This is a genomic window from Nonomuraea sp. B10E15, assembly GCF_039871615.1.
Classification (GTDB): Bacteria; Actinomycetota; Actinomycetes; order Streptosporangiales; family Streptosporangiaceae; genus Nonomuraea.
This window is the reverse complement of the sequence record NZ_JBDPMB010000004.1, coordinates 453,577-477,392: the sequence shown is the minus strand read 5'-3', so window position 1 is coordinate 477,392 and position 23,816 is coordinate 453,577. Positions and strand designations below refer to the sequence as shown.

The window sequence follows — 23,816 nt, the reverse complement described above, 5'->3', positions numbered from 1 at the left end:
ACCGCGGCTGCGGGCTTCCGGAGGCGATCCGGGTGACCATCAGACAGGGCAGTGAACGGGAGTGGGCAGTGCGACCAAGGGTCGAGGAGGTCCGCATCCAGGGGCTCGGCGTCATCGATGAGGCCGTTCTCGAGCTCTCGCCGGGCTTCAACGTGGTCACCGGCGAGACCGGCGCGGGCAAGACGATGGTCGTCACCGGGCTCGGCCTGCTGTTCGGCGGCCGGGCCGATCCCTCGCGCATCCGGCCGGGCGCCGACAAGGCGACCGTCGAGGGCACGCTCGTGGTCCAATCGGCCGGTCACGTCGCCCAGCAGGTCGAGGACATCGGTGGCGAGGTCGAGGACGGCACGCTGATCATCTCGCGCGTCGTGTCCGCTGAAGGCAGGTCCAGGGCCTGGCTCGGCGGGCGCACGGTGCCCGTCGGCACCCTGACCTACCTCGCCGACGACCTGGTGGCGGTGCACGGGCAGATGGACCAGCAGCGGCTGCTCCAGGCGACCCGGCAGCGCGCGGCGCTCGACCGCTACGCCGGCGACGAGCTGGTCAAGCCGCTGCGGGCCTACACGCAGGCGTACAAACGGCACAAGGATGTCACCGCGCTGCTCGAGGAGCTGACCACGAGGGCCAGGGAGCGGGCGCAAGAGGCCGACATGCTCCGCTTCGGGCTGGAGGAGATCGAGAAGGTCGACCCCAAACCGGGCGAGGACGCCGAGCTGCGCGGCGAGGAGGAGCGGCTCTCGCACGCCGACGCGCTGCGCAGCGCCGCCACCACGGCGCACACGGCGCTGCTCGGCGATCCGATGGAGGCCGCGGGCGGCCCGCACGACGTGGTCTCGCTGCTCGGCGAGGCGAAGTCGGCGGTGGAAGCGGTGCGCGACTTCGACGCCCAGCTCGCCGGGGTGGCCGACCGGCTGGCCGAGGCCGGCTACCTGATCTCCGACGTGGCCACCGACCTGGCGGCGTACGCGGAGTCGATCGAGGCGGACCCCGCTCGGCTGGCGGCGGTGCAGGAACGCCGGTCGGTGCTGTCCGGCCTGATCCGCAAGTACGGCGAGGACAGCGCCGGGGTGCTGGCCTGGGCCCAGCGGGCCGCCGCCCGCCTGTCCGAGCTCGAAGGCGACGACGAGCGCATCGACGAGCTGACCCGCGAGTGCGACGAGCTGACCGACCGGCTCACCGAGCTGGCGGCCGAGCTCACCAAGGTGCGCCAGGCCGCCGCCGAGCGGTTCGGCCAGGCCGTGACCGAGGAGCTGACGGCGCTGGCCATGCCGCACGCCAAGGTCGTCGTCCAGCTCGGCCAGAGCGAGGAGTTCGGCCCCGAGGGCCGCGACGAGGTGGAGTTGCGGATGGCCGCCCATCCGGCCGCGCCGCCGCTGCCGCTCAACAAGGGAGCGTCCGGCGGCGAGCTGAGCCGGGTGATGCTCGCGATCGAAGTGGTGTTCGCCGGCGCGGATCCGGTGCCGACGTTCGTGTTCGACGAGGTCGACGCGGGCGTCGGAGGCAAGGCCGCGGTCGAGATCGGGCGCCGCCTCGCCCGGCTGGCCCGCACCGCGCAGGTGATAGTGGTCACCCACCTGCCTCAGGTGGCGGCCTTCGCCGACCAGCATCTGGTGGTCGAGAAGGCGAGCGACGGCAGCGTCGTGCGCAGCGGGGTCGTGGCGCTCGACCACGAGGGGCGGGTGCGTGAGCTCTCCCGCATGCTGGCCGGTCTGGAGGACTCCGAACTCGGCCGCGCGCACGCTGAGGAACTGCTGGGGCTCGCCGCGGCCGACAGGTGATCCTGGGTGACATAGTGGACACGCCGCGTCATGCGTGGCCCCTGCACGGTTTCTCTCTGGCAGGATGGTCATGATGAAGGTTCCGGGGAGCAGGATGCCGGGCCTCCGCGGTTGGAAGGCCGAGAGCCTTCCCGGTGTAACGGCAGTGGCGAGAATCGACCGGCGAACCAAGAGGCTCACCAAACGCCTCCAGCCGGGGGAAATTGCGATCATCGACCATGTCGACGTAGACCGGGTCAGCGCGGAGGCTCTTGTAGCGTGCGAGGCTGCGGCCGTGGTCAACACCGCCGCCGGCATCAGCGGCCGCTATCCCAACCTGGGGCCGCAGATCCTGCTGGAAGCGGGCGTTCCGTTCATCGACAACGCCAACCAGGAGCTGTTCGAGCGGGTCAAGGACGGCGACGTCGTCCGGGTCTGCGACGGCGTCGTCTACCTCGACGACGACATCGTCGGCAAGGGCGACGAGCAGAGCGTCGAGACGGTCGAGGCCGCCATGGCCGAGGCGCGCGCGGGGCTGGCCGTCCAGATCGAGGCGTTCGCCGTCAACACCATGGAATACGTACGCGGTGAGGGCAGGCTCCTCATCGAAGGCGTCGGCGTGCCCGAGATCCGCACCTCCATGGAGGGCAGGCACGTCCTCATCGTGGTGCGCGGCTACCACTACAGAGAAGACATCGCCACGCTGCGGCCCTACATCCGCGAATACCGTCCGGTGCTCGTCGGCGTCGACGGCGGCGCCGACGCGCTGCTGGACGCCGGCTACCAGCCCGACGTGATCGTCGGCGACTTCGACTCGGTCTCCAGCAAGGCCCTGACCTGCGGCGCCGAGCTCGTCGTGCACGCCTACCGCGACGGCCGGGCCCCAGGGCTCGAGCGTGTCCACCAGCTCGGCCGCGAAGCCGTGATCTTCCCCGCCACCGGCACCAGCGAGGACATCGCGATGCTCCTGGCCGACGACAAGGGCGCCGAGCTGATCGTCGCGGTCGGCACCCACGGCACGCTGGAGGAGTTCCTCGACAAGGGCCGTCCCGGCATGGCCAGCACCTTCCTCACCCGCTTGATCATCGGCAGCAAGCTCATCGACGCCAAAGGCGTGAGCAGGCTCTACCGCAGCCGCATCACCACCCCGCAGCTCCTCCTGCTGGTGATCACCGCGCTGATCACCATGGGGGTCGCGCTCTTCCTCTCGCCGATCGGCCAGACCTGGCTGAACGGCCTGCAAGACGCCTGGAACGCGTTCATCTTCTGGCTGGTCGGACTCTTCTCGTGATCGATTTTCGTTACCACCTTGTCTCCATCGTCGCCGTCTTCCTGGCCCTGGCGGTGGGAATCGTGCTGGGCACCACGCTGTTGCAGGAGCCCGCGGTCAAGTCGGCGCAGGAGATGACGGCCGCGCTCACCAAGACGAAGGAGGAGCTGCGCGGGCAGATCGACACGCTGCAGGGCCGTGAGGTGGCCAACGACACGCTCATCACCTCCATGACGCCCGACATCGTGGCGGGCGACCTGGCCGGGCAGAGCGTGCTCCTCGTGGAGACGCCCGGCTCCAGCACCACGATCCGCGAGGCGGCGCAGCAGGTGCTCGGCCAGGCGGGCGCGGAGATCTCCGGGCGCGTCACGCTGTCGGAGAAGTTTCTCGATCCCAAGGGCACCGGCGTGCTCGACGGCCTGGTCAACCAGCTCAAACCGGCCAACATGATCTTCCCCGAGACCGCCACCGCCTGGGACCGCGCCGCCACGTTGCTCTCCGCCGCCCTGGTCACCTCCGACCCCGCCCAGGTCGGCACCCCCAACGCCGCCACCACCGAGGTGCTGAGCGCCTTCGAGACGGGAGGGCTGCTCAGCATCGACGGCGACCCCGGAAAGCGGGCCACGCTCGTCGTGGTGCTCGCGCCGGAGAAGCCGTTCGAAGGGGAGAGCGCGGAGACCCAGGCGGGGGCGATCGCCTCGATGGCCGACGGGCTCGACGTGGGCGGCAACGGCACGGTGCTCGCCGGAGGCCCGGCCGCCGCAACCGCCGTTCCCGGCGACCCGATCGGCCACGCCCGCGACGACAGCGACATCGCCAAGCGCGTCACCACCGTCGACGCGGGCGACATGCCGCTGGGCCGCGTCGTGATCGTCCAGGCTCTCCAGGAACAGCTGGCCGGGCGCTCCGGTCACTACGGCGTGGGCATCGGGGCGTCGGCCCCCATGCCGGCGGTGCCGTCCGCCACTCCATCCCCCACCAGCGAGTCAGGGAGCTGACATGCCTGCGAGCCGGGCCCGTGGCCTGCTCTACGCCCTAGCAGGAGCCGCGATCGGCGCCGTCGCCGCCCGCGCCGCCTACACCGCGTTCACCCGCAACCGGCCGGCCGAGCTGAGCGGTAGGTGGACGCGCAAGAACCATCGCGGTGAGCCCATCACCCTGCTGGAAGGCCCCGCGTTCGTCGCCGGCGCGAGCGCCGCCGCCGCGCTCGCGCCCGGCATCCCCGGCCGCGTACGCGCCGCCGCGCTGCTCGCGGGCGCCGGCAGCGGCGCGCTCGGCGCCTACGACGACCTCTACGGCACCACGGCCTCCAAGGGCTTCAAGGGGCACCTGACCGCGCTCGCCCGCGGCGAGGTCACCAGCGGAGCCGTCAAGATCCTCGGCATCGGCGCCGCCGGCCTCGGCGCCGCCGCCCTCGTCTCCGACGGTCCCGCCGACACCCTGGTCAACGGCGCGGCCATCGCGGGAGCAGCCAACCTCGCCAACCTCTTCGACCTGCGCCCGGGCCGCGCCATCAAGGTCGGCCTGCTCGCCGGCGGGCCGCTGCTCGCCGCCTCGGTCCTGCGCGACTCGCCCGCCGCCGCGGCGCTGGCCGCCGTCCCGCTCGGGGCCGCGGCCGCGCTGCTGCCCGACGACCTCGGCGAGCGCGCCATGCTCGGCGACGCCGGCGCCAACTCCCTGGGCGCGCTGCTCGGGCTCGCCGCGGTGACCAAGCTCGGCAGGCCCGGCCGCTACGTCCTGCTCGGCACCGTCGTGGCCCTGACCGCGGCCGCGGAGAAGATCAGCTTCACCAAGGTCATCGCCGGCAACCCGGTGCTCAATCGCCTCGACATGATGGGCCGCCGTCCCGTCGGCCCCGCGTGACCCGCCTTCTGTCGGTACGAACTGCCAGGATGTCTGCGTAAGCATGATCGTGCGCGGGGAGGCGGCGTGCGGGTGGTGACGGCGCGGGGCGTTGCCGGGGGTGCCCTGCTCATCGGGGCGCTCACGGTGCTGGCACGCGTCGCCGGCTTCGCCAAGCAATATGCCTTCGCACAGACGGTCGGCACCAACTGCCTGTCCACCGCCTACATGACGGCCAACCAGATTCCCAACATCGTGTTCGAGGTGGTCGTCGGCGGCGCCCTGGCGGGAATGGTCGTTCCCGTCCTCGCGGGGGCGTCCGGGCGCGGCGCGGACGCGGCTGACGACGGCGGGCCCGGCGAGCGGGCAGGCTGGATCAGCTCCGCTCTGCTGACGTGGGTGGTCGTCGTGCTCGTCCCGCTGGGCGTGCTCACCGCGCTGCTCGCAGAGCCGATCACCGGGCTGTTCTTCGGCGACGTCATCGACAACTGCCGCGACGCCGGTGCTGTGACGGCCGTCGCCACCCGGATGCTGGTCGTCTTCGCCCCCCAGATCCCCCTGTACGGCGTCGCCGTCGTGCTCTACGGCGTGCTGCAGTCGCACAAGCGCTTCGCCGGGCCCGCGGTCGCCCCCCTGGTGTCCAGCATCGTGGTCATCGTGGCCTACCTGCTGTTCGTGCCGTTCAGCACCGGGATCCGCGATCCCGCCGAGGTGCCGCGGGCGGCCGAGCTGGCGCTGTCGATCGGCACGAGCCTCGGCGTGCTGTCCCTGGTGCTGGCCGTGGCGGGCCCCGTGGCCCGCCTGGGCCTGCGATGGCGGCCCACCTTACGTTTCCCCAGCGGCGTGGCCGTGCGGGTGCGCAGGCTCGCCCTGGCCGGCATGGCGGCCCTCCTCGCCCAGCAGGCTGCCATGATCGTGGTGCTGCTGCTGTCGAACAACGCGATCGGCAACGGCGCCATCACCATCTACAACTACGCGTGGGCGATCTACCTGATGCCGTACGCCGTGCTGGCCGTGCCCATCGCCACCAGCGCGTTCCCCCGGCTGTCCGCGCAGGCCGGCGATCCGGAGGCGTTCTCGGCGCTCGCCGCGCGCACGACGCGGGCCGTGGTGCTGGTGTCAGGGCTGGCCGCCGGGGCGCTGGCCGCCGCCTCGGGACCGGGGGCCGTGGTGTTCCTCGGGGCCAGGAGCGAGGTGCCCGCGCCCGAGCTGGCCGCGGCGATCGCGCTGTTCGCGCCCGGTCTGGTGGGATACGGGCTCATCGCGCACGCGAGCCGGGTGCTGTACGCGGCCGGCCGTGGCCGGGCGGCCGCCACCGGCACCGTGGCGGGGTGGATGGTGGTGATGGCCGCGCAGGTCGTCTTCGTGCTGCTGCTTCCCGACGGGTGGAAGGTCGGCGGGATGGCGCTCGGCATGAGCGTGGGCATGAGCGTGGGCGGGGCGCTGCTGCTCGTTTCGGTCGTGCAGGCCCGGGGGCGCGGCGCCGTGGCGGGGCTCGCCAGGGCCGTCGGCGCCGCCGCTGCCGGAGGGGTTCTGGGTTACCTGGCGGGGGCGTCCGTGGCTGGGTGGCTGGGCTGGGGCGGCGGCTGGGCAGGCCTGATGGCCGCGGTGGTGGCGGCGGCCGTGGCGCTGGCCGTGGGCGTCGGTGTCGTGGCCCTGGCGGACCGGCCCGACGCCGCGGCCGTCGCCGAACTGCTGCGGCGCAGGCGGACGTGACCGGCGGGCATGGTGTGATGGTGCGCCGGTTGCGTGCGGCGCGGTGCTCCGCGGGATGGATACCCGGCGGTCGTGAGCGAGCACCTAGAACGCACGGGCGCGCGTGCCGCGAACGGGCGTGTGCGGTGAGTGGACGTGCGGTGGGCGGGCGTGTGCGGTGAGCGGCTGGTGCCGGCGGGTCCGGTGAGGAAGGAGAGGGTCGTGCGAGTGGCTTTCGTACTGGGCACCACGTCAGGAGGCACCGGGCGGTATGTCCTGATGTTGGTCGAGGGGCTGGTGCGGCGGGGGCACCGGGTGCTCGTGCTCGGGCCACGCAGCGTGGAGGAGCAGTTCTCGTACGCCGGGGCGGGTGCGCGTTTCGTGGAGGTCGCCGTCGCCGATCGGCCGCATCCGGTCAACGACCTGCGCGCGGTGCTGGCGATCAGGCGGCTGACGCGCGACGCGGACGTGGTGCACGCCCACGGGCTGCGGGCCGGGGCACTCGCCGCCCTGGCCAGACCGGGCACCCTGGTCAGGCGAGGCAGGGAGGCGGGCCCGGATGCGGTGGCGGCGCCGGGTGCGCCCACCGCTTCCGGCGGGAGCTCTGGACCGGATGCGGTCGCAGGTCTGGGCGGGAGCTCTGGGACGGGAGTGGAGCCGGGCGGGGCGGACCGTCCGGGCTCGCGGGGAGCACGGCACGCGGGGAAGGCCGGTGGGCGGGGGAGGGGCGCGCCCAGGCTGGTGGTCACGCTGCACAACGCGCTGACCGCCGGAGGGCTCGTCGGGGCCGTCTACGGGGTGCTGGAGCGGCTCGTGGCCAGGGGCGCCGGGCAGGTGGTCGTGGTGTCGCCCGACCTCGGCACGCGGATGGCGCGGCTCGGTGCCAGGGAGGTGCGGGCCGCGGTGGTGCCCGCGCCCGTGCCGAGGCCGGCCAGGCGCACACCCCAGGAGGTCAGGGACGAACTGGACGCCGGCGAACGGCCGATCCTGCTGACCGTCGCCAGGCTCGCGCAGCAGAAGGGCCTCGAGACGCTGCTCGACGTCGCAGCCGGGCCGTGGGAGGACCGCGCGCCTGAGCCGCCCCCTACGTCCGCGGCTGGGCCTGCTTCCGAGCTTCGATCCGCCCCTGCGGCTGAGCCCTCTCACGAGCCTGCCTCCGCGCCCGAGCCTGCGCTCGGGGTCGGGCTTGGCGACGGAGTGGGGCCGGAGGCGGGTGGCGTACGCGGCGGCGCGAGGGTGCCCCTGTTCGTGGTGGCGGGTGACGGGCCCCTGCGCGTGGAGCTGCAGCGGAGGATCGACGCTGAACGCCTTCCCGTGAGGTTGCTGGGACACCGGGAGGATGTGCCCGACCTGTTGCGGGCCGCCGTCGCCCTGGTGATGCCGAGCCGCTGGGAAGGGCAGCCGCTGACCCTGCGGGAGTCGCTGATGACGGGCACACCGGCGATCGCATCCGATGTCGGTGGAATTCCAGAGATCTTGGGTAATGCTGGAATCCTGGTCCGCTATGGGGACGTGGAGGGGTTGCGGAGGGCCGTACGGAAGCTGCTCGCAGAACCGGGAACTGCGCGGACCCTCGCCGCGGAGGCCGGGCGGCGTGGGCGGGAGATGCCCGGCGAGGACGACGCCGTGCGGAGCGTGCTGACCGTCTATGCCGGGGAAGATCCCAAGGATGATTAGGCGGGCTCAGGGCGTTCTCGTATACTGCCTGGGTTAGGGAGGGGAGTATCCCTTCGCGACAGCCTCGTCATCACGGTGCAGCCCCGCTCCACGGGGCCCCCGGGGCTGCCGGTCCGCGGGTGGTGCGGGCGGGAGAGACCTCCGGCAATGGTTCGTGTATGCCGGAGGCGTTGAGTGAGCGTACCCGTGTGGGCCTGGATCGCCGTGATCGGCGGTCTTCTCGTCGTGCTGGCCGTTGATCTGTGGATCGTCGACCGCGGCGAAGCCCGTGAGTTCTCCATGCGGCAGGCCGGCTACTGGGTGACCTTCTACGTCGCTCTGGCCGCGGCGTTCGGTGTCGTGTTGTGGACCACGTACGGCGGCGACAAGGCGGGTGAGTTCTTCGCCGGCTACATCACCGAATACAGCCTCAGCGTCGACAACCTTTTCGTCTTCTTCATCATCATGGGCAGGTTCGCCGTGCCGCGGGCCTACCAGCACAAGGTTCTGCTCGTCGGCATCGTCCTCGCACTCGTCATGCGCGGCATCTTCATCGCGCTCGGCGCCGCCGCGCTCCAGCGGTTCAGCTGGCTCTTCTACGTGTTCGGCGCCTTCCTCATCTACACCGCTGTCAACATCGTCCGTGACCACCTCAAGGGCAAAGAGGAAGAGGTCAAGGAGAACGTCCTGCTCCGGTGGGTGCGCGGGGCGTTCCCCACGACCGAGGGGTACGTCGGGTCGAAGGTCACCGTCAAGATCGACGGTAAGCGCATGGTGACGCCGATGCTCATCGTGATGGTCGCGATCGGGAGCACCGACCTGTTGTTCGCCCTCGACTCGATCCCCGCCATCTTCGGGCTCACCAAGGATCCGTTCATCGTCTTCACGGCCAACGCGTTCGCCCTGATGGGGCTGCGTCAGCTGTACTTCCTCCTTGGTGGGCTTCTGCAGCGGCTCGTCTACATCAGCTATGGTTTGGCGTTCATCCTCGGGTTCATCGGGGTTAAGCTGGTTATGGAGGCCTTGCATGCCAGCCATGTCTCCTGGGCGCCCGAAATTCCTATCTGGGTGTCGCTCTCGGTCATTGGTGCCACCATGGTCATCACCACCGTGGCGAGCCTGGTCAAGGCCCGTATAGACACGCGCAAGGGCGAGGCGGCTCATTCAGAGCAGGTCTAGCTGCTGGGCTTCGTGGCGCTTTGCTTGTGTAGTTGCGCTGTGTCATAGTTGCTAGCTTTGTAACGTCACAGCAAAGCGCCCAGTCCAGTCCACCACCAAAGGTTGTACGTGTCCGATTCTGCCAAGTCGAGCCGCGCAAAATCTGTCAGGCTCGCACGCGGGGTCTCCCCGTGGCTCTTCCCCACAGCGGCCGCGGCGGCCGCCACCGCGTTGTTGACGCGCAGAGACCGGCGATGGGCGCTCGCGGCGGTGCCGCTGGGCGCGCTCACCGGGGGCATGCTCTGGTTCTTCCGCGATCCTGACCGCACGCCGGGCCAGGGACGCATCCTGTCGCCCGCCGACGGCGTGGTGCAGAGCATCGACCCGTGGCCGGACGGCCGCACCCGGATCGCGGTCTTCATGAGCCCGCTGAACGTTCACGTCAATCGAGCCCCCCTTGCGGGAAATGTCACATCCGTGCAGCATGTGCCAGGTGGGTTCTTGCCGGCGTTCAACAAGGACAGCGACCAGAACGAGCGCGTGGTGTGGCATTTCGCGACCGCGCTGGGCGACATCGAGATGGTGCAGATCGCGGGCGCGGTGGCGCGCAGGATCGTGCCGTACCTGAGCGCGGGCGCGAAGGTCACGCCGGGCGAGCGAATCGGGCTCATCCGGTTCGGTTCGCGGGTCGACATCTACCTTCCCGAAGGGATCACTCCTGCGGTGTCCGTGGGGGAGAAGACAGTTGCGGGGGTGACCAGAATTGACCGCGGCTGACGCCGGTAGTTGGCAGGCGGATGAGGAAGAGCCTCGTGGCCCCGTCGGCAAGGCGTTCCGCCTGTCCGCCGCCGACTCCCTCTCGCTGGGCAACGCGGTCTGCGGGTTCATGGCGGTGTGCGTCCTGGCCTACTCCGCGATCATGCAGCTCCAGATGGCCGGCGGCCCGTTCGTGCCCAATCCGAGCTATTTCGCCACCGCCATCGTGCTGCTCCTCATCGGGGCGACGTGTGACCTGTTCGACGGCCTCGTCGCGCGGCGCTTCCGCGCGTCGGCGATGGGCGCCGAGCTCGACAACCTGGCCGACGTGATCAGCTTCGGGTTCGCGCCCGCGTTCATGGTCGTGATCTGGGGCGGGTTCACCGATCAGGTGCCGTTCACCGCGGTGCTGGTCGCGGCGGCGTCCGTGCTGGTCGCCGGGGTCGTGCGGCTGGCCAGGTTCGCCTGTGTGAAGACCAAGAGCGGCGACTTCATGGGCCTGCCGATCCCGATGGGCGCCATGACGGTGATCTCGATCGTGCTGCTGTTCCAGCCGAGCATCTACGCGCTGCTGGGCGTGCTCGGCGTGGCATGGCTGATGGTCAGCCGGATCGAATATCCCAAGCCGAAGGGCCAGCTCGCGGCGGTCGTGCTCGGCTGGATCATGGTGAACGTGGCGTTCCTCACGTTCTGGGTCGCCTGGCCGGAAGGGGGCGACCTGCCCATCAAGATCGGCGCGAGCATGCAGATCGCGCTCGTGGCGGCGATCCCGCTGCGGATGCTCTTCTACAAGCGCGAACTCCGTAAAGAAGCCGAACGCATCGGCAACTGATGGGATTTTCCGCCCGCCGTCGGATGTGATGGAACCATGCCGGCCCAGCCGCGCGAGCACACGCGCACGTACTTCCTCGCCAAGCTGGCCGAGGAACTGGAGCAGCGCGGGCTGACCGCCACCCTTCGGTCCCATCCGCCGGCGTTGCGGATCAGCGATCCTGACACGATCCTGCTGGCCGAGACCGTCGACTGCGTACCCCTCTCGGAGGGATGGTTCTACCGGTGGTCGTGGGGCGAGCTCGTCGGCCTGGCCGACGATCCCGCCCTCGCGGCCGAGCGGATCGTGCACGTGCTCGCCGCCCGGCACTGACCCTGCCTGCGGGCGCGACTACCAGCCGCGGGCCTTCCACTCGGGCAGCGCGGGGCGCTCGGCCCCGAGCGTCGTGTCCTTGCCGTGGCCCGGATAGACCCAGGTCTCGTCGGGGAGGCGGTCGAAGACGCGCTCCACCACGTCGTTGTAGAGCTGGGTGAAACGCTCGGGATCCTTCCGCGTGTTGCCGACGCCGCCGGGGAACAGGGAATCGCCGGTGAAAAGGTGATGGCCGGCCTCGCCGCCGTCGTAGAGCAGCGCGATCGACCCTGGCGTGTGCCCCCGCAGGTGGATGACCTCAAGGCTGAGCGCGCCGGCGGTGATCGTGTCGCCGTGCTCGACCGTGCGGTTGACCGGTACGGGCAGCTCGGGCGCGTCGAGCGGATGGGCGATCGCCTGAGCCCCGGTCACCCGGATCACCTGCTCCAGCGCCTGCCAGTGGTCGGGGTGCTGGTGCGTGGTGATGACCGCGCGGATCGGCTGGTCGGCGATCAGCGCCAGCAGGCGGTCGGAATCGGCGGCCGCGTCGATGAGCAGGCCCTCGCCCGTCTCCGTGCAGCGCAGCAGATAGGCGTTGTTGTCGTAAGGGCCGACGGCGAGCTTGGAGATCGTGAGCGCGGGCAGCTCTCGCACGTCGGCGGGGCCACCGACCTGGACGTCACCTGTATAGGTCATGGGTAGTCCTCCGGGGGCGTCGCGGGCAGATCAGCGGGGGCCGTAGCCGCCAGCCACGGCGGAGGCGCAGGAAGCGCCGCCGGGTCTGGTGTCGGCAACCGCCCCACGGGCACCAGCGTAACGCCCTCGCCGCCCGACCTGCCGGTGAGCCAGGCCAGCACGGCCGCAGGGGCGCCCTCGACGGTGGGGCCGGGGCCGAGCCGCGGCCACCTGGAGACGATCCCGCCCGCCTGGCTCCTGAGGACGATTTCGCCCACCGGTTCGCTCACCGTGCCGCCGTCGCGGGGCCAGCACGCCCGGCAGTCGTGGAGCTCCCGGGCGACGAACTGCTCCGGCCAGTCCGCCGGGCCGTACCCGGCGTCGAGGTCCACGTGGTGGAATCCGACCTCGCGCAGGCGGCGTACGAGGAGGTACCAGGCGGGATGCGGGGGCGGGCGCATGCCCTCCACGTGCGCGGACCAGTACTCGACCGGCATGTCGCGGATCGCGGCGGCCACGCGGGAGGCGCCCTCCTCGATGTCGGCCAGGTGACGGGCGACCGGGTGGGTGGCCGCGGCCTCGATCGCCGTGGCCCTGGCCTGGAGCGAGGCGTACTGCGGGGTTCGTACGCCGGTCCTCGCCCAGGCCAGGAGGTTGAGGTGGGAGCCGGCGTTCTGGGCGACGTGGGCGAGCACGTGGCCCCTCGTCCAGCCCGGCAGGAGGGAAGGGGCGGCCAGGTCGGCGTCACTGAGCGACGCGGCCGTGGCCAGCAGCCGATCGGTCGCGGCGGAGAGTTCGGCTTGGAGCGCGGGTAGGACCACCATGTCTGGATTTTTCATCATTCCTGGGTGTCCCCACTGGATCGGGGATGAAAGCGGCAGGTCAGGAGGTTGAGCGGTGAAGGGCTCCTGCGAGGTGGGAGATGGCCGTAACCTGTGATGGACGCGTTTGGGGGGCCGGTCACTCGCACGTGAGTCCGCGCCGCCGAAATTGTCGGAGCCCCCGTCTACCATCCGCCGTGGACCTATCCGCCTTTCGACCTCCGGGATCGCCGTGGCAGACCGCCTGATCGTGCGTGGTGCACGAGAACACAACCTCAAAGACGTCTCGCTCGACCTGCCGCGAGACTCGCTGATCGTCTTCACCGGCCTGTCCGGCTCCGGGAAGTCGAGCCTGGCCTTCGACACGATCTTCGCTGAAGGCCAGCGGCGCTATGTCGAGTCGTTGTCGGCCTATGCCCGCCAGTTCCTCGGTCAGATGGACAAGCCCGACGTCGACTTCATCGAGGGCCTGTCGCCCGCGGTGTCGATCGACCAGAAGGCGACCAGCAAGAACCCCCGCTCGACGGTCGGCACGATCACCGAGGTCTACGACTACCTCAGGCTGCTGTGGGCGCGCATCGGCAAGCCCCACTGCCCCGTGTGCACCCGCCCGATCGCCAGGCAGACCCCGCAGCAGATCGTCGACCGGGTGATGGACCTCGAGGAGGGCACCCGTTTCCAGGTGCTCGCCCCGGTCATCAGGGGCCGCAAGGGCGAATACGCCGAGTTGTTCCGCGAGTTGCAGACCAAGGGCTTCGCCCGGGCCAGGGTCGACGGCACCGTCGTGCGCCTGGAGGAGCCGCCCACCCTGAAGAAGTACGAGAAGCACGACATCGAGGTCATCGTCGACCGCCTGTCGGTCAAGGAGTCGGCCCGGCGCAGGCTGACCGACTCGGTCGAGACGGCGTTGCAGTTGTCCGGCGGCACCATCACGCTCGAGTTCGTCGATCTTCCCGAAGACGACCCCAACCGCGAGCGCTTCTACTCCGAGCACCTCTACTGCCCCTACGACGACCTGTCGTTCGAGGAGTTGGAGCCGCGCTCGTTCTCGTTCAACTCTCCGTTCGGCGCCTGCCCCGAGTGCACGGGCCTGGGCACCAAGATGGAGGTCGACCCCGACCTGGTCGTGCCCGACCCCGAGCGCACACTGCGCGACGGCGCGCTGCACCCGTGGTCAGGCGGCCACACCAGCGAATACTTCAGCAGGCTGGTCGAGGCGCTCGGCCACACGGTCGGATTCACCCTCGACACGTCGTGGGAGAAACTGCCCAAGAAGGCCCAGAAGTCACTGCTGTACGGCCACGACGAGCAGGTGCACGTCCGCTACAGCAACCGCTACGGCAGGCAGCGCTCCTACTACACGACCTACGACGGCGTCATCCCATGGGTGCAGCGCAGGCACGCGGAGGCGGAGAGCGACACGGCCCGCGAGCGGTTCGAGGGCTACATGCGGGAGATCCCGTGCCCCACCTGCAAGGGGGCCAGGCTCAAGCCGGTCACCCTCGCCGTGACGGTGGCAGGGAAGTCGATCGCCGAGGTGGCGGCGATGTCGATCGGCGAGTGCGCGAAGTTCCTGGCCGCGCTCAAGCTGTCCGACCGCGACATGCAGATCGCCGAGCGGGTGGTCAAGGAGATCAACGCCCGCATGGGCTTCCTGCTCGACGTCGGCCTCGACTATCTCACCATGGACCGCGCCGCCGCGACCCTCGCGGGCGGAGAGGCCCAGCGCATCAGGCTGGCCACCCAGATCGGCTCCGGCCTGGTCGGGGTCCTTTACGTGCTCGACGAGCCGTCCATCGGCCTGCACCAGCGTGACAACATGCGCCTGCTCGACACGCTGGTCAGGCTGCGCGACATGGGCAACACGCTGATCGTCGTCGAGCACGACGAGGACACGATCGCGGCGGCCGACTGGGTGGTCGACATCGGGCCGGGCGCCGGCGAGCACGGCGGCCAGGTGGTCGTCTCCGGCACGGTGCAGGACCTGCTCACCAGCGAGGAGTCGCTCACCGGGCAATACCTGTCGGGGCGCAGGAGCATCCCGATTCCCGCCAACCGCCGAAAGCGCGACAAGAAGCGGCAGATCACCGTCAAGGGCGCGCGCGAGCACAACCTCCAGGGCGTCGACATCGAGTTCCCTCTGGGCGTGTTCACGGCGGTGACCGGCGTGTCGGGCTCAGGCAAGTCGACGCTGGTCAACGACATCCTCTACAACGCGCTGGCCAAGGAGCTCAACGGCGCCCGCACGGTGCCGGGGCGGCACTCGCGGATCAACGGCATGGACCAGGTCGACAAGGTCGTTCACGTCGACCAGTCGCCCATCGGGCGCACGCCACGCTCCAACCCGGCCACCTACACCGGCGTGTTCGACCACGTGCGGAAACTGTTCGCGGCCACGTCCGAGGCCAAGGTGCGCGGCTACCAGCCGGGGCGCTTCAGCTTCAACGTCAAGGGCGGCCGCTGCGAGGCGTGCGCGGGCGACGGCACCATCAAGATCGAGATGAACTTCCTGCCCGACGTCTACGTCCCCTGCGAGGTCTGCCACGGCGCCCGCTACAACCGGGAGACGCTGGAGGTCCACTACAAGGGCAAGACGATCGCCGAGGTGCTCGACATGCCGATCGAGGAGGCCCTCGGCTTCTTCGACGCGATCCCCGCGATCAAGCGCCACCTGCAGACGCTCAACGACGTGGGCTTGGGCTACGTGCGTCTCGGACAGCCGGCCACGACCCTGTCCGGCGGCGAGGCGCAGCGTGTCAAGCTCGCCTCCGAGCTGCAGCGACGGCAGACCGGCCGGACGATCTACGTGCTCGACGAGCCCACCACCGGCCTGCACTTCGAGGACATCCGGCGGCTGCTCGGCGTGCTCGGGCGGCTGGTCGACGGCGGCAACACGGTGATCGTCATCGAGCACAACCTCGACGTCATCAAGACCGCCGACTGGATCGTCGACATGGGGCCCGAGGGCGGGTCGCGCGGCGGCACGCTCGTCGCCAGCGGCACACCGGAGCAGGTCGCCCTCGTGGACGAGAGCCACACGGGGCGCTTCCTGCGCAAGATCCTGACGCACTGACCTCCGTACGCGCGGCGCAGCGCCGGGCTCGGGTTCCGGGGCCCGGGCGGATCAGCCCTTCGGCGTGCGGAGGTCCGCGGCCACCGGCGTCGTCGCCGCGTGTCCGCGGGCGAGGCGGCGGCGCTTGGCGGCGTCGCCTCGCTCCAGCCACCACTCAGCCAGCAGGAGCGGCAGCACCCAGCCCAGCCAGGCGCTCATCGCCGCCACCGTGTTCCCCATGACGGCCTCGTCGCCGCCGAACGTCGTTTCTAGCTGCGGTATGAACAGGATGGTCAGCGCCACGCCATAGAGGCGGTTCGTGATGATGGACATGGTCAGGGCGAAACTGCGCACCATCCACCTGCGGTGATCGACGAACCTGCGCTGCCTGGCCATCCGCCATCCGGCGAACGTGCAGCCCAGCCAGAGCAGCGCCAGCAGCACGTTGCTGACCATGGTCACCGGGCCCCACGGGGTGGCCACCCCGACCACCAGGCCCATGGTTGCGCTGGGAAGACAGCCGCCGAAGACGTACACGCGGCCGATCCATCGGTGCGCCCGCGGATGGCGCGCGCGGAACCAGGGCCAGACCTGCAGGCAGCACGTGATCATCGCCACCGAGCCGAACACGACGTGCGCTGAGAGGACCGCGAAGTGCGGCGGGAAGAAGTCCGGTGCGGGAACGCGCGACTGGCTCGGGTCCAGGGACAGGTACGGCGGGAGCGAGAACGCCAGGAACGCCGCCGCCACCACCATCAGCGGCGCCACCCAGGGACGCCGCCACCATCGGGGCCCGGCGGGCGCGGCGGGCGGCTGTGTCGAGGAAAGGGTCATGACCGCAGGTTCGGCGCCGCCGCTGACCGGACGCCTACCACCCGCTGACCGGACCGAGGGGGCAGGCCCATAAAGTTGACATTGACAGCGGCCTGACCTGCAGGGGGTCAGTGGCGACGCGAAGGGTCGGCAGAACAATGACAGTTACGGAGACGGGCGGAGCCATGCCCGGAAACGGGCACGAGCCGGCGGCCGGGCAGGGGTACGCTCCGCCGGCGGGGCGCGGGTGCGCGCCGGGGACCAGCGGGCCCGGGCGGCGTGCGGTGCTGGGAGCGGCAGGGGTGGCGGCGTGCGGGGCGGCGCTCGCCGGATGCGGGGCGGGCGGCGCCGAGGCCGAGCCGAGCCTCAAGGGCAGGGTTCTCGCCAAGACGGCCGACGTGCCCGTGGGCGGGGGCACGCTGGTCGAAGATCTGAAGATCGTGGTCACGCAGCCGACGCAGGGCGTCTACAAGGCGTTCAGCGCGCTCTGCCCCCACAAGGGCTGCGTCGTCAGCACGCCTGAGGACAACGTCATCGCGTGCGCCTGCCACGGCAGCGAGTTCGCCGCCGACAGCGGGAAAGCCACCAAGGGCCCCGCCACCGGCGCGCTGGCCTCGTACCAGGTCAAGGTCGAGGGCGACGGCATCGTGGTCGCCTGACCTGGCGCGCGAAGCGGTGGGCCGAACAGGTAAATGTGCGTGGTTACCAGGGATTGGGCTCAGGCACGCTGAACCGGCGCGGGAGCGCTGCCGTACCTGAAGTGGAACCGATCTGGGAGGACGCACCATGACGGAAACGACACGCCGGAATGTGGTGCTCGGCGCCGGAGGCGCCGGGCTCGCGGCGATTCTGACGGCCTGCGCGAGCTACGGTTCGCCGACGACGGAAGCGGTCGCGGAGCCACCGGCGGAGGAGCCGTCGTCTGACGCGCCGGAGAAGAAGCCGGAGAGGAACAAGGCGGCGGCCGGTGGAGGAAAGGCCCTGGCCGACACCAGCGACATCCCCGAGGGCGGCGGGAAGGTCTTCGAAAGCGAGAAGGTCGTCGTCACGCAGCCGACCGCGGGCGATTTCAAGGCGTTCAGCGCGGTGTGCACCCACGCGGGGTGCACTGTCGCCACGGTCTCGAACAACACGATCAACTGCCCCTGCCACGGCAGCAAGTTCAGCATCGAGGACGGCTCGGTGGCGGACGGCCCGGCCGGCGGGCCGCTTGAGGAGAAGAAGATCAGCGTGGACGGCGATAAGATCAGGCTCGCCTAAACCTCGTCTCATGATTTTCTCACCTGGGTGCGTTTGGGTGAGGCGCATGGGAAACGACCTTCAGAGCCGCCGGGCGATGATCGCGGGTGTCGGGGCCAGTGGCCTCGCGCTGGCGGTCACCGCGTGTGGCGGCGGCACGGACACCGCACAGGACGCCGGCACTGCCGCGGAGTCGAGCGCACCTCAGTCGAGCGCACCCGAGTCCGGCGCGCCGCAGGCCGGCGGGGCCCTGGCCAAGACCGCTGACATCCCCGTCGGCGGCGGCACGATCTTCAAAGACCAGAAGATCGTGGTCACCCAGCCCACCGAGGGCGACTTCAAGGCGTTCAGCGCGCTGTGCACGCACAAGGGTTGCCCGGTCGCCAGCGTCGAGGGCGGTTCGATCGTCTGCCCGTGCCACGGCAGCAAGTTCGCGATCGCCGACGGCGCGGTGACCGACGGCCCTGCCGAGAAGCCGCTGGCGGCGCAGGAGATCAAGGTCGACGGCGACCAGATCACCCTGGCGTAGCGGGCGCGGCCGGCCGGTCCCGCCATGGCGCGGGCGCGGCGGGCCGGGCAACCTTGTCGGTCGGGGCTACTAGTCTTTGAAACGTGGCGAGATCAGCGGGCAGCCCTTTGAGTTTCCGGCCCAAACCAGGTTCGATCCCCGATTCCCCGGGGGTCTACCGGTTCAGGGACGCGCACGGCCGGGTGATCTACGTCGGCAAGGCCAAGAGCCTGCGCCAGCGGCTCAACTCCTACTTCGCCGACTTCTCCGCGCTCCACCCGCGCACCCAGTCGATGCTGACCACGGCGGCCGACGTCGACTGGACGGTGGTGGGCACCGAGGTCGAGGCGCTGCAGCTCGAATACTCCTGGATCAAGGAGTTCGACCCGCGCTTCAACGTGAAATACCGCGACGACAAGTCCTACCCCTACCTCGCGGTCACCATGGCCGACGACTTTCCGCGCGTGCAGGTCATGCGCGGGGCCAAGCGCAAGGGCACACGTTACTTCGGCCCCTACTCCCACGCGTGGGCCATTCGCGAGACGGTCGACCTGCTGCTGCGGGTCTTCCCTGTGCGCACGTGCAGCGCCGGCGTGTTCAAGCGGGCCGGGCAGATCGGCCGGCCGTGTCTGCTCGGCTACATCGACAAGTGCTCGGCGCCGTGCGTCGGCCGGGTCACCCCGGAGGAGCACCGCGAGCTCGCCGAAGACTTCTGCGACTTCATGGCGGGCAACACCAGCCGCTTCATCAAGCGGCTGGAGAAGGAGATGCGCGAGGCGGCCGCCGAGCAGGAGTACGAACGTGCCGCGCGGCTGCGCGACGACGTCCAGGCGCTCCAGCGCGCCCTCGAGAAGCAGGCGGTCGTGCTCGGCGAGGGCACCGACGCCGACGTGATCGCGCTTGCCGAGGACCCGCTCGAGGCCGCCGTGCAGGTCTTCTACGTGCGCGGCGGCCGCATCCGCGGCCAGCGCGGCTGGGTGATCGACAAGGTTGAGGAGATCACGCCGGGCGAGCTGGTCGAGCAGTTCCTGCTGCAGATGTACGCCGAGGCGAGCCCCGACGCGATGCCCCGCGAAGTGCTCGTGCCCGCGCTGCCGCCCGACCACGAGGCGGTCGCCGAGCTGCTGACCGAGCAGCGGCGCGCCCGCGTCGAGGTGCGCGTGCCTCAGCGAGGCGACAAGAGGTCGCTGATGGAGACGGTCGAGCGCAACGCCAAGGAGTCGCTCGCCCAGCACAAGGTCCGCCGGGCCGGCGATCTGACCACGCGCAGCAGGGCCCTGCAGGAGATCGCCGACGCGCTCGACCTTGACCAGGCGCCGCTGCGGATCGAGTGCTACGACGTCTCCCACCTTCAGGGGGAGAACGTCGTGGCGTCGATGGTGGTGTTCGAGGACGGCCTGGCGCGCAAGAGCGAATATCGCCGCTTCGCCGTCAAGACCAAGGAGGGCGACGTCGCCTCGATCCACGAGGTGATCATGCGACGCTTCCGCCGCTACCTCGAAGAACGCTCCGCCACCGGTGAGCTGGCCCCCGACACCGAGGACGGCCACGGCCCGATCGATCCCGAGACGGGCAAGCCCCGCAAGTTCGCCTATCCACCCAACCTGGTGGTGGTCGACGGCGCGGGGCCCCAGGCGGCCGCCGCGCAGCGGGCGCTCGACGAGCTCGGCATCGACGACGTGGCCGTGTGCGGCCTGGCCAAGCGGCTGGAGGAGGTCTGGTTGCCCGGCGACGACCAGCCTGTGATCATGCCTCGTTCAAGCGAGGGCCTTTATCTGTTGCAGCGTGTGCGTGACGAGGCGCATCGGTTCGCCATCACTTACCATCGTTCCAAGAGGTCCAAGACGGTGAAGGAGAGCGCGCTCGACGGCGTTCCAGGTCTCGGGCCGGCGCGCAGGCAAGCGCTTCTCAAGCACTTCGGCTCCGTGAAGAAGCTCCGCGCGGCCACGGCCGCCGAGATCTGCGAGGTTCCCGGCATCGGCCCGTCCATCGCCGAGGTGATCGTGTCGACGCTGAAGGGAGATTCGCCTTGATCTCGCCAGGATGTCAGGACGTTCACGTCGCCGGCCGCCCGCTTGCCCGCCTCCGCTATGGTGATGGGGCCGGGAGGGCCGCTGACATGGACATTCGTGAGGCCGAGCCGGCGGACGGAGTGAGACAATGAGCACCGAGCCGGCGTTCGTCATCGTCACCGGCATGTCGGGCGCGGGGCGCAGCACGGCGGCCAAAGCGCTTGAAGACCTGGGCTGGTTCGTCATCGACAACCTGCCGCCCGGGTTGCTGTTCGCGATGGCCGAGGAGGCGGGCAAGGTCAAGCTGGCCGCCGACAAGGTGGCGGCCGTCGTCGACGTGCGCAGCCTGGCCTTCACCACCGACCTCAACGCCGCCATCGAGGAGCTCGAAGGGCGCGGCGTACGCGTGCGGGTGGTGTTCCTGGAAGCCAGCGACGAAGAGCTGGTGCGCCGGTTCGAAAACGTCCGCAGGCCGCATCCGCTGCAGGGCGAGGGGCGCCTGGTCGACGGCATCGCCAGGGAGCGGGGCATCCTTCGTGAGGTCAGGGCCAACGCCGACCTCGTGATCGACACGTCGTCGCACAACGTGCACGAGCTGCGTCACAAGATCGTCTCCTTCTTCGGCGGGGAGGACCGGCCGGGACTGCGGGTCAACGTCGTGTCGTTCGGGTTCAAGTACGGGCTCCCGGTCGACGCCGACCTCGTGGTCGACTGCCGTTTCCTGCCCAACCCGCACTGGGTGCCCGACCTGCGGCCGTTGAACGGGCTCGACGCCCCGGTCCGCGACTACGTGCTCGGGCAGCCAGGGGCCAAGGAGTTCCTCGACGCCTACGAGGAGGTCCTGCAGGTGGTCGCTGCCGGCTACGCGCGCGAGGGCAAGAGCTACGCCACGCTCGCGGTCGGCTGCACGGGCGGCAAGCACCGCAGCGTCGCCATGACCGAGCAGGTCGCCGCCCGCCTGCGCGATCGCGGGATGGAGGTCCAGGTGAGCCATCGGGATGTGGGTCGGGAGTGACCGACGAGGGCGTCCAAGCCGCCTCGCCGCATCCGGTAGCCGGCGGGGCGCGAGCTCCCCACAGTGGTGCGGGGGAGGCCACCGAGGGCCCGGCGGAGAGCGGCCCGGGTGAAGGTGCCGGGGGTTCCTCGGGGAGTGGTGCCGGCGGGCTTGCCGTGCGTCCGTCGGAAAGTGGCTCGGATGCCGTCGTTGCGGGCTCGCCGGCCAGCGGCGCGGGTGATGGTGTAGCAGGTGATGACGTAAGGGCGCCGAGCGGGGGTGCGGGCCTCCCGGGCGGCGGCGTGGCGCCCCTCGGTGATGGCGCGCGAGCGATGGGCGACGTCGCGGATGAGGGTGTGCGGTCCCTGAATGCGGACGCTGCCGACGGTGCGGACCCCTCGTGCCGTACCGCCGGGTCGCTGACTGCCGGCCCGGATGGGCGCGGGGCCCGGGGCGGGATCGCACCGAACGTGGTGGCGCTCGGAGGCGGGCACGGGCTCTACGCCTCCCTGTCAGCCTTACGGATGGTCACCGACCAGCTGACCGCCGTGGTGACCGTCGCCGACGACGGCGGATCGAGCGGCCGGTTGCGCCGCGAGCTCGGCGTGCTGCCGCCCGGCGACCTGCGGATGGCGCTGGCCGCTCTGTGCGGCGACGACGAGTGGGGCAGCACGTGGAGCGAGGTCGTGCAACACCGCTTCCGCAGCGAGGGCGAGCTGCACGGGCACGCCGTGGGCAACCTGCTGATCGTCGCGCTGTGGGAGCTGCTCGGCGACTCCGTGGCCGGGCTCGACTGGGTCGGCCGGCTGCTCGGCGCGCACGGCCGGGTGTTGCCGATGGCGTCGGTGCCACTCGACATCGTGGCCGAGGTGGAGCTGGACGGCGTCATCTCGACCGTACGCGGGCAGGTGGCGTGTGCGCTGACGCCCGGCAGGGTGCAGGCGATCTCGCTCGTGCCCGAAGACCCGCCGGCGCGGCCCGAGGCCGTCGCGGCCGTGCTCGACGCCGACTGGGTGGTGTTCGGACCGGGGTCGTGGTTCACCAGCGTGTTGCCGCACCTCAAGGTGCCCGAGCTGGCCAGGGCCCTGCACGCGACCAAAGCCAGGCGGCTCGTCACGCTCAACCTGGCGCCCCAGCCGGGCGAGACCGACGACTTCTCCCCCCAGCAACATCTGGAGGTGCTCCGACAGCACGCTCCCGACCTGTCGATCGACGTCGTGCTCGCCGACACCGGGATCGTCGACGATCCCGGCGCGCTGGAGAAATCCGCCGCCGCCCTCGACGCCCGGCTGGTGATGGCCGATGTGGCGGCCGCCGACGGCTCTCCCCGGCATGACCCACGACGTCTTGCCTTCGTCCTGGACGAGATTTTCCTCCAGAAGCGTTGATCCTGGTCGGCGTGGCGCCAAGGTGCGAGAGACTGACGGGAGCCGGTCTGAATGGGGGAGGACTAACGCTTATGGCGATGACAGGTGTGGTGAAAGACGAGCTGAGCCGCCTGCCGGTGCTGAAGCCGTGCTGCCGCAAGGCGGAGGTTTCGACGCTGCTGCGGTTCGCCAGCGGCCTGCACCTGGTGGGCGGGCGGATCGTGATCGAGGCCGAGCTCGACACCAACGCCACGGCGCGGCGGCTGATCAAGGACATCGGCGAGGTGTTCGGGCACAAGGCGGAGGTCCTCGTGCTCGCGCCCGCCGGGCTGCGCAAGGGCTCGCGCTACGTGGTCCGCGTCTACCGCGACGGCGAGGCGCTCGCCCGCCAGACGGGCCTCATCGACAACCACGGCCGGCCGGTTCGCGGCCTGCCCCGCCAGGTGGTGGCGGGAGCGGCCTGCGACGCCGAGGCCGCCTGGCGCGGGGCCTTCCTCGCCCACGGCTCGCTGACCGAGCCGGGCCGCTCGATGTCGCTCGAGGTCACCTGCCCCGGCCCGGAGGCCGCCCTCGCGCTGGTGGGCTCGGCACGGCGGCTGAAGATCCACGCAAAGGCGCGCGAGGTGCGCGGCGTCGACCGCGTCGTGGTGCGCGACGGCGACGCGATCAGCGCCCTGCTCACCCGGCTCGGGGCGCACGACAGCGTGCTCGCCTGGGAGGAGCGGCGCATGCGCCGCGAGGTTCGGGCCACCGCCAACCGGCTGGCCAACTTCGACGACGCCAACCTGCGGCGCTCGGCACGGGCCGCGGTTGCGGCCGGAGCGCGGGTGCAGCGGGCGCTCGAGATCCTCGGCGACGAGGCGCCCGAACACCTGGTCGTGGCCGGACGGCTGCGGGTCGAGCACAAGCAGGCGTCCCTGGAGGAGCTGGGGCAGATCGCCGACCCGCCGCTGACGAAGGACGCGATCGCCGGCCGCATCCGGCGACTGCTCGCCATGGCCGACAAGCGCGCCTCCGACCTGGGCATCCCCAACACCGAGGCCAATCTCACCGTCGACATGCTCGCCCCCTGACCGTC

The 23,816-nt window shown here is 70.7% G+C and carries 21 protein-coding genes; 18 read left to right on the top strand and 3 right to left on the bottom strand.

The genetic code is table 11. The annotated features are described in order from the left end of the window. Positions 1-68: 68 nt before the first annotated feature. The 10 genes from recN (at position 69) to ABGB14_RS17790 (ending at position 11,278) form a co-directional block, all read left to right on the top strand. Positions 69-1,778: a DNA repair protein RecN gene (recN, locus tag ABGB14_RS17835; RefSeq protein ID WP_347644764.1), complete on the top strand. Its 1,710-nt coding sequence runs from the start codon at positions 69-71 to the stop codon at positions 1,776-1,778. A gap of 73 nt (positions 1,779-1,851) precedes the next feature. After that, positions 1,852-3,048 carry a putative cytokinetic ring protein SteA gene (steA, locus tag ABGB14_RS17830; protein WP_347644797.1) on the top strand — a complete coding sequence of 399 codons (1,197 nt, stop codon included), beginning with the start codon at positions 1,852-1,854 and terminating at the stop codon, positions 3,046-3,048. Then, positions 3,045-4,025, top strand: a complete 981-nt coding sequence (locus ABGB14_RS17825; protein WP_347644763.1) for a copper transporter — start codon at positions 3,045-3,047, stop codon at positions 4,023-4,025. Before steA ends, ABGB14_RS17825 begins: the two co-directional genes overlap by 4 nt. A gap of 1 nt (position 4,026) precedes the next feature. Then, on the top strand, positions 4,027-4,890 hold the full coding sequence (locus tag ABGB14_RS17820; protein ID WP_347644762.1) for a hypothetical protein: 864 nt from the start codon (positions 4,027-4,029) through the stop codon (positions 4,888-4,890). 66 nt (positions 4,891-4,956) lie between these two features. Further along, positions 4,957-6,585, top strand: coding sequence for a lipid II flippase MurJ (locus ABGB14_RS17815; RefSeq protein WP_347644761.1), 1,629 nt, complete (start codon positions 4,957-4,959; stop codon positions 6,583-6,585). 201 nt (positions 6,586-6,786) lie between these two features. Then, positions 6,787-8,241 carry a glycosyltransferase family 4 protein gene (locus ABGB14_RS17810; protein ID WP_347644760.1) on the top strand — a complete coding sequence of 485 codons (1,455 nt, stop codon included), beginning with the start codon at positions 6,787-6,789 and terminating at the stop codon, positions 8,239-8,241. Positions 8,242-8,415: 174 nt separating this feature from the next. Further along, positions 8,416-9,399, top strand: a complete 984-nt coding sequence (locus ABGB14_RS17805; protein ID WP_347644759.1) for a TerC family protein — start codon at positions 8,416-8,418, stop codon at positions 9,397-9,399. A 102-nt stretch (positions 9,400-9,501) separates the two neighbouring features. Further along, positions 9,502-10,155 carry a phosphatidylserine decarboxylase gene (locus ABGB14_RS17800; protein WP_347644758.1) on the top strand — a complete coding sequence of 218 codons (654 nt, stop codon included), beginning with the start codon at positions 9,502-9,504 and terminating at the stop codon, positions 10,153-10,155. Continuing rightward, positions 10,142-10,966: a CDP-diacylglycerol--serine O-phosphatidyltransferase gene (gene pssA / locus ABGB14_RS17795; RefSeq protein WP_347622288.1), complete on the top strand. Its 825-nt coding sequence runs from the start codon at positions 10,142-10,144 to the stop codon at positions 10,964-10,966. The genes ABGB14_RS17800 and pssA overlap by 14 nt, the downstream gene beginning before the upstream one ends. 36 nt (positions 10,967-11,002) lie before the next feature. After that, positions 11,003-11,278, top strand: coding sequence for a hypothetical protein (locus ABGB14_RS17790; protein WP_347622287.1), 276 nt, complete (start codon positions 11,003-11,005; stop codon positions 11,276-11,278). A gap of 18 nt (positions 11,279-11,296) precedes the next feature. Here the strand turns inward: ABGB14_RS17790 and ABGB14_RS17785 are convergent, their stop codons facing one another. Together ABGB14_RS17785 and ABGB14_RS17780 are read right to left on the bottom strand one after the other, a co-directional pair. Further along, complete coding sequence (locus tag ABGB14_RS17785) at positions 11,297-11,953, bottom strand: MBL fold metallo-hydrolase (protein ID WP_347644757.1); 657 nt, start codon at positions 11,951-11,953, stop codon at positions 11,297-11,299. Continuing rightward, positions 11,950-12,756 carry a maleylpyruvate isomerase family mycothiol-dependent enzyme gene (locus ABGB14_RS17780; protein ID WP_347644756.1) on the bottom strand — a complete coding sequence of 269 codons (807 nt, stop codon included), beginning with the start codon at positions 12,754-12,756 and terminating at the stop codon, positions 11,950-11,952. Before ABGB14_RS17780 ends, ABGB14_RS17785 begins: the two co-directional genes overlap by 4 nt. Before the next feature lie 229 nt (positions 12,757-12,985). Between ABGB14_RS17780 and uvrA the strand changes: the two genes are divergently transcribed. Continuing rightward, entirely contained in the window at positions 12,986-15,826 is a 2,841-nt protein-coding gene (gene uvrA, locus ABGB14_RS17775) for an excinuclease ABC subunit UvrA (RefSeq protein WP_347644755.1), read from the top strand. A gap of 51 nt (positions 15,827-15,877) precedes the next feature. On the opposite strand, the gene ABGB14_RS17770 is transcribed toward uvrA, so the two are convergent. Beyond that, positions 15,878-16,639, bottom strand: coding sequence for a DUF2306 domain-containing protein (locus ABGB14_RS17770; protein WP_347644754.1), 762 nt, complete (start codon positions 16,637-16,639; stop codon positions 15,878-15,880). Positions 16,640-16,803: 164 nt separating this feature from the next. Between ABGB14_RS17770 and ABGB14_RS17765 the strand changes: the two genes are divergently transcribed. From ABGB14_RS17765 to whiA, 7 genes are all read left to right on the top strand, one after another. Then, positions 16,804-17,277 carry a Rieske (2Fe-2S) protein gene (locus tag ABGB14_RS17765; RefSeq protein WP_347644753.1) on the top strand — a complete coding sequence of 158 codons (474 nt, stop codon included), beginning with the start codon at positions 16,804-16,806 and terminating at the stop codon, positions 17,275-17,277. A gap of 151 nt (positions 17,278-17,428) precedes the next feature. Further along, positions 17,429-17,878, top strand: coding sequence for a Rieske (2Fe-2S) protein (locus tag ABGB14_RS17760; protein ID WP_347644752.1), 450 nt, complete (start codon positions 17,429-17,431; stop codon positions 17,876-17,878). Positions 17,879-17,924: 46 nt separating this feature from the next. Continuing rightward, complete coding sequence (locus tag ABGB14_RS17755; RefSeq protein ID WP_347644751.1) at positions 17,925-18,386, top strand: Rieske 2Fe-2S domain-containing protein; 462 nt, start codon at positions 17,925-17,927, stop codon at positions 18,384-18,386. 107 nt (positions 18,387-18,493) lie between these two features. Beyond that, positions 18,494-20,398, top strand: coding sequence for an excinuclease ABC subunit UvrC (gene uvrC / locus ABGB14_RS17750; RefSeq protein ID WP_347644796.1), 1,905 nt, complete (start codon positions 18,494-18,496; stop codon positions 20,396-20,398). Between the two features lie 127 nt (positions 20,399-20,525). Continuing rightward, positions 20,526-21,392, top strand: coding sequence for an RNase adapter RapZ (rapZ, locus tag ABGB14_RS17745; protein WP_347644750.1), 867 nt, complete (start codon positions 20,526-20,528; stop codon positions 21,390-21,392). A 449-nt stretch (positions 21,393-21,841) separates the two neighbouring features. Next, positions 21,842-22,759: a uridine diphosphate-N-acetylglucosamine-binding protein YvcK gene (yvcK, locus tag ABGB14_RS17740; protein ID WP_347644749.1), complete on the top strand. Its 918-nt coding sequence runs from the start codon at positions 21,842-21,844 to the stop codon at positions 22,757-22,759. 71 nt (positions 22,760-22,830) lie between these two features. Next, positions 22,831-23,811 (top strand): DNA-binding protein WhiA, encoded by a 981-nt coding sequence (whiA, locus tag ABGB14_RS17735; RefSeq protein ID WP_026214667.1) that lies wholly within the window; start codon positions 22,831-22,833, stop codon positions 23,809-23,811. Positions 23,812-23,816 lie beyond the last annotated feature (5 nt).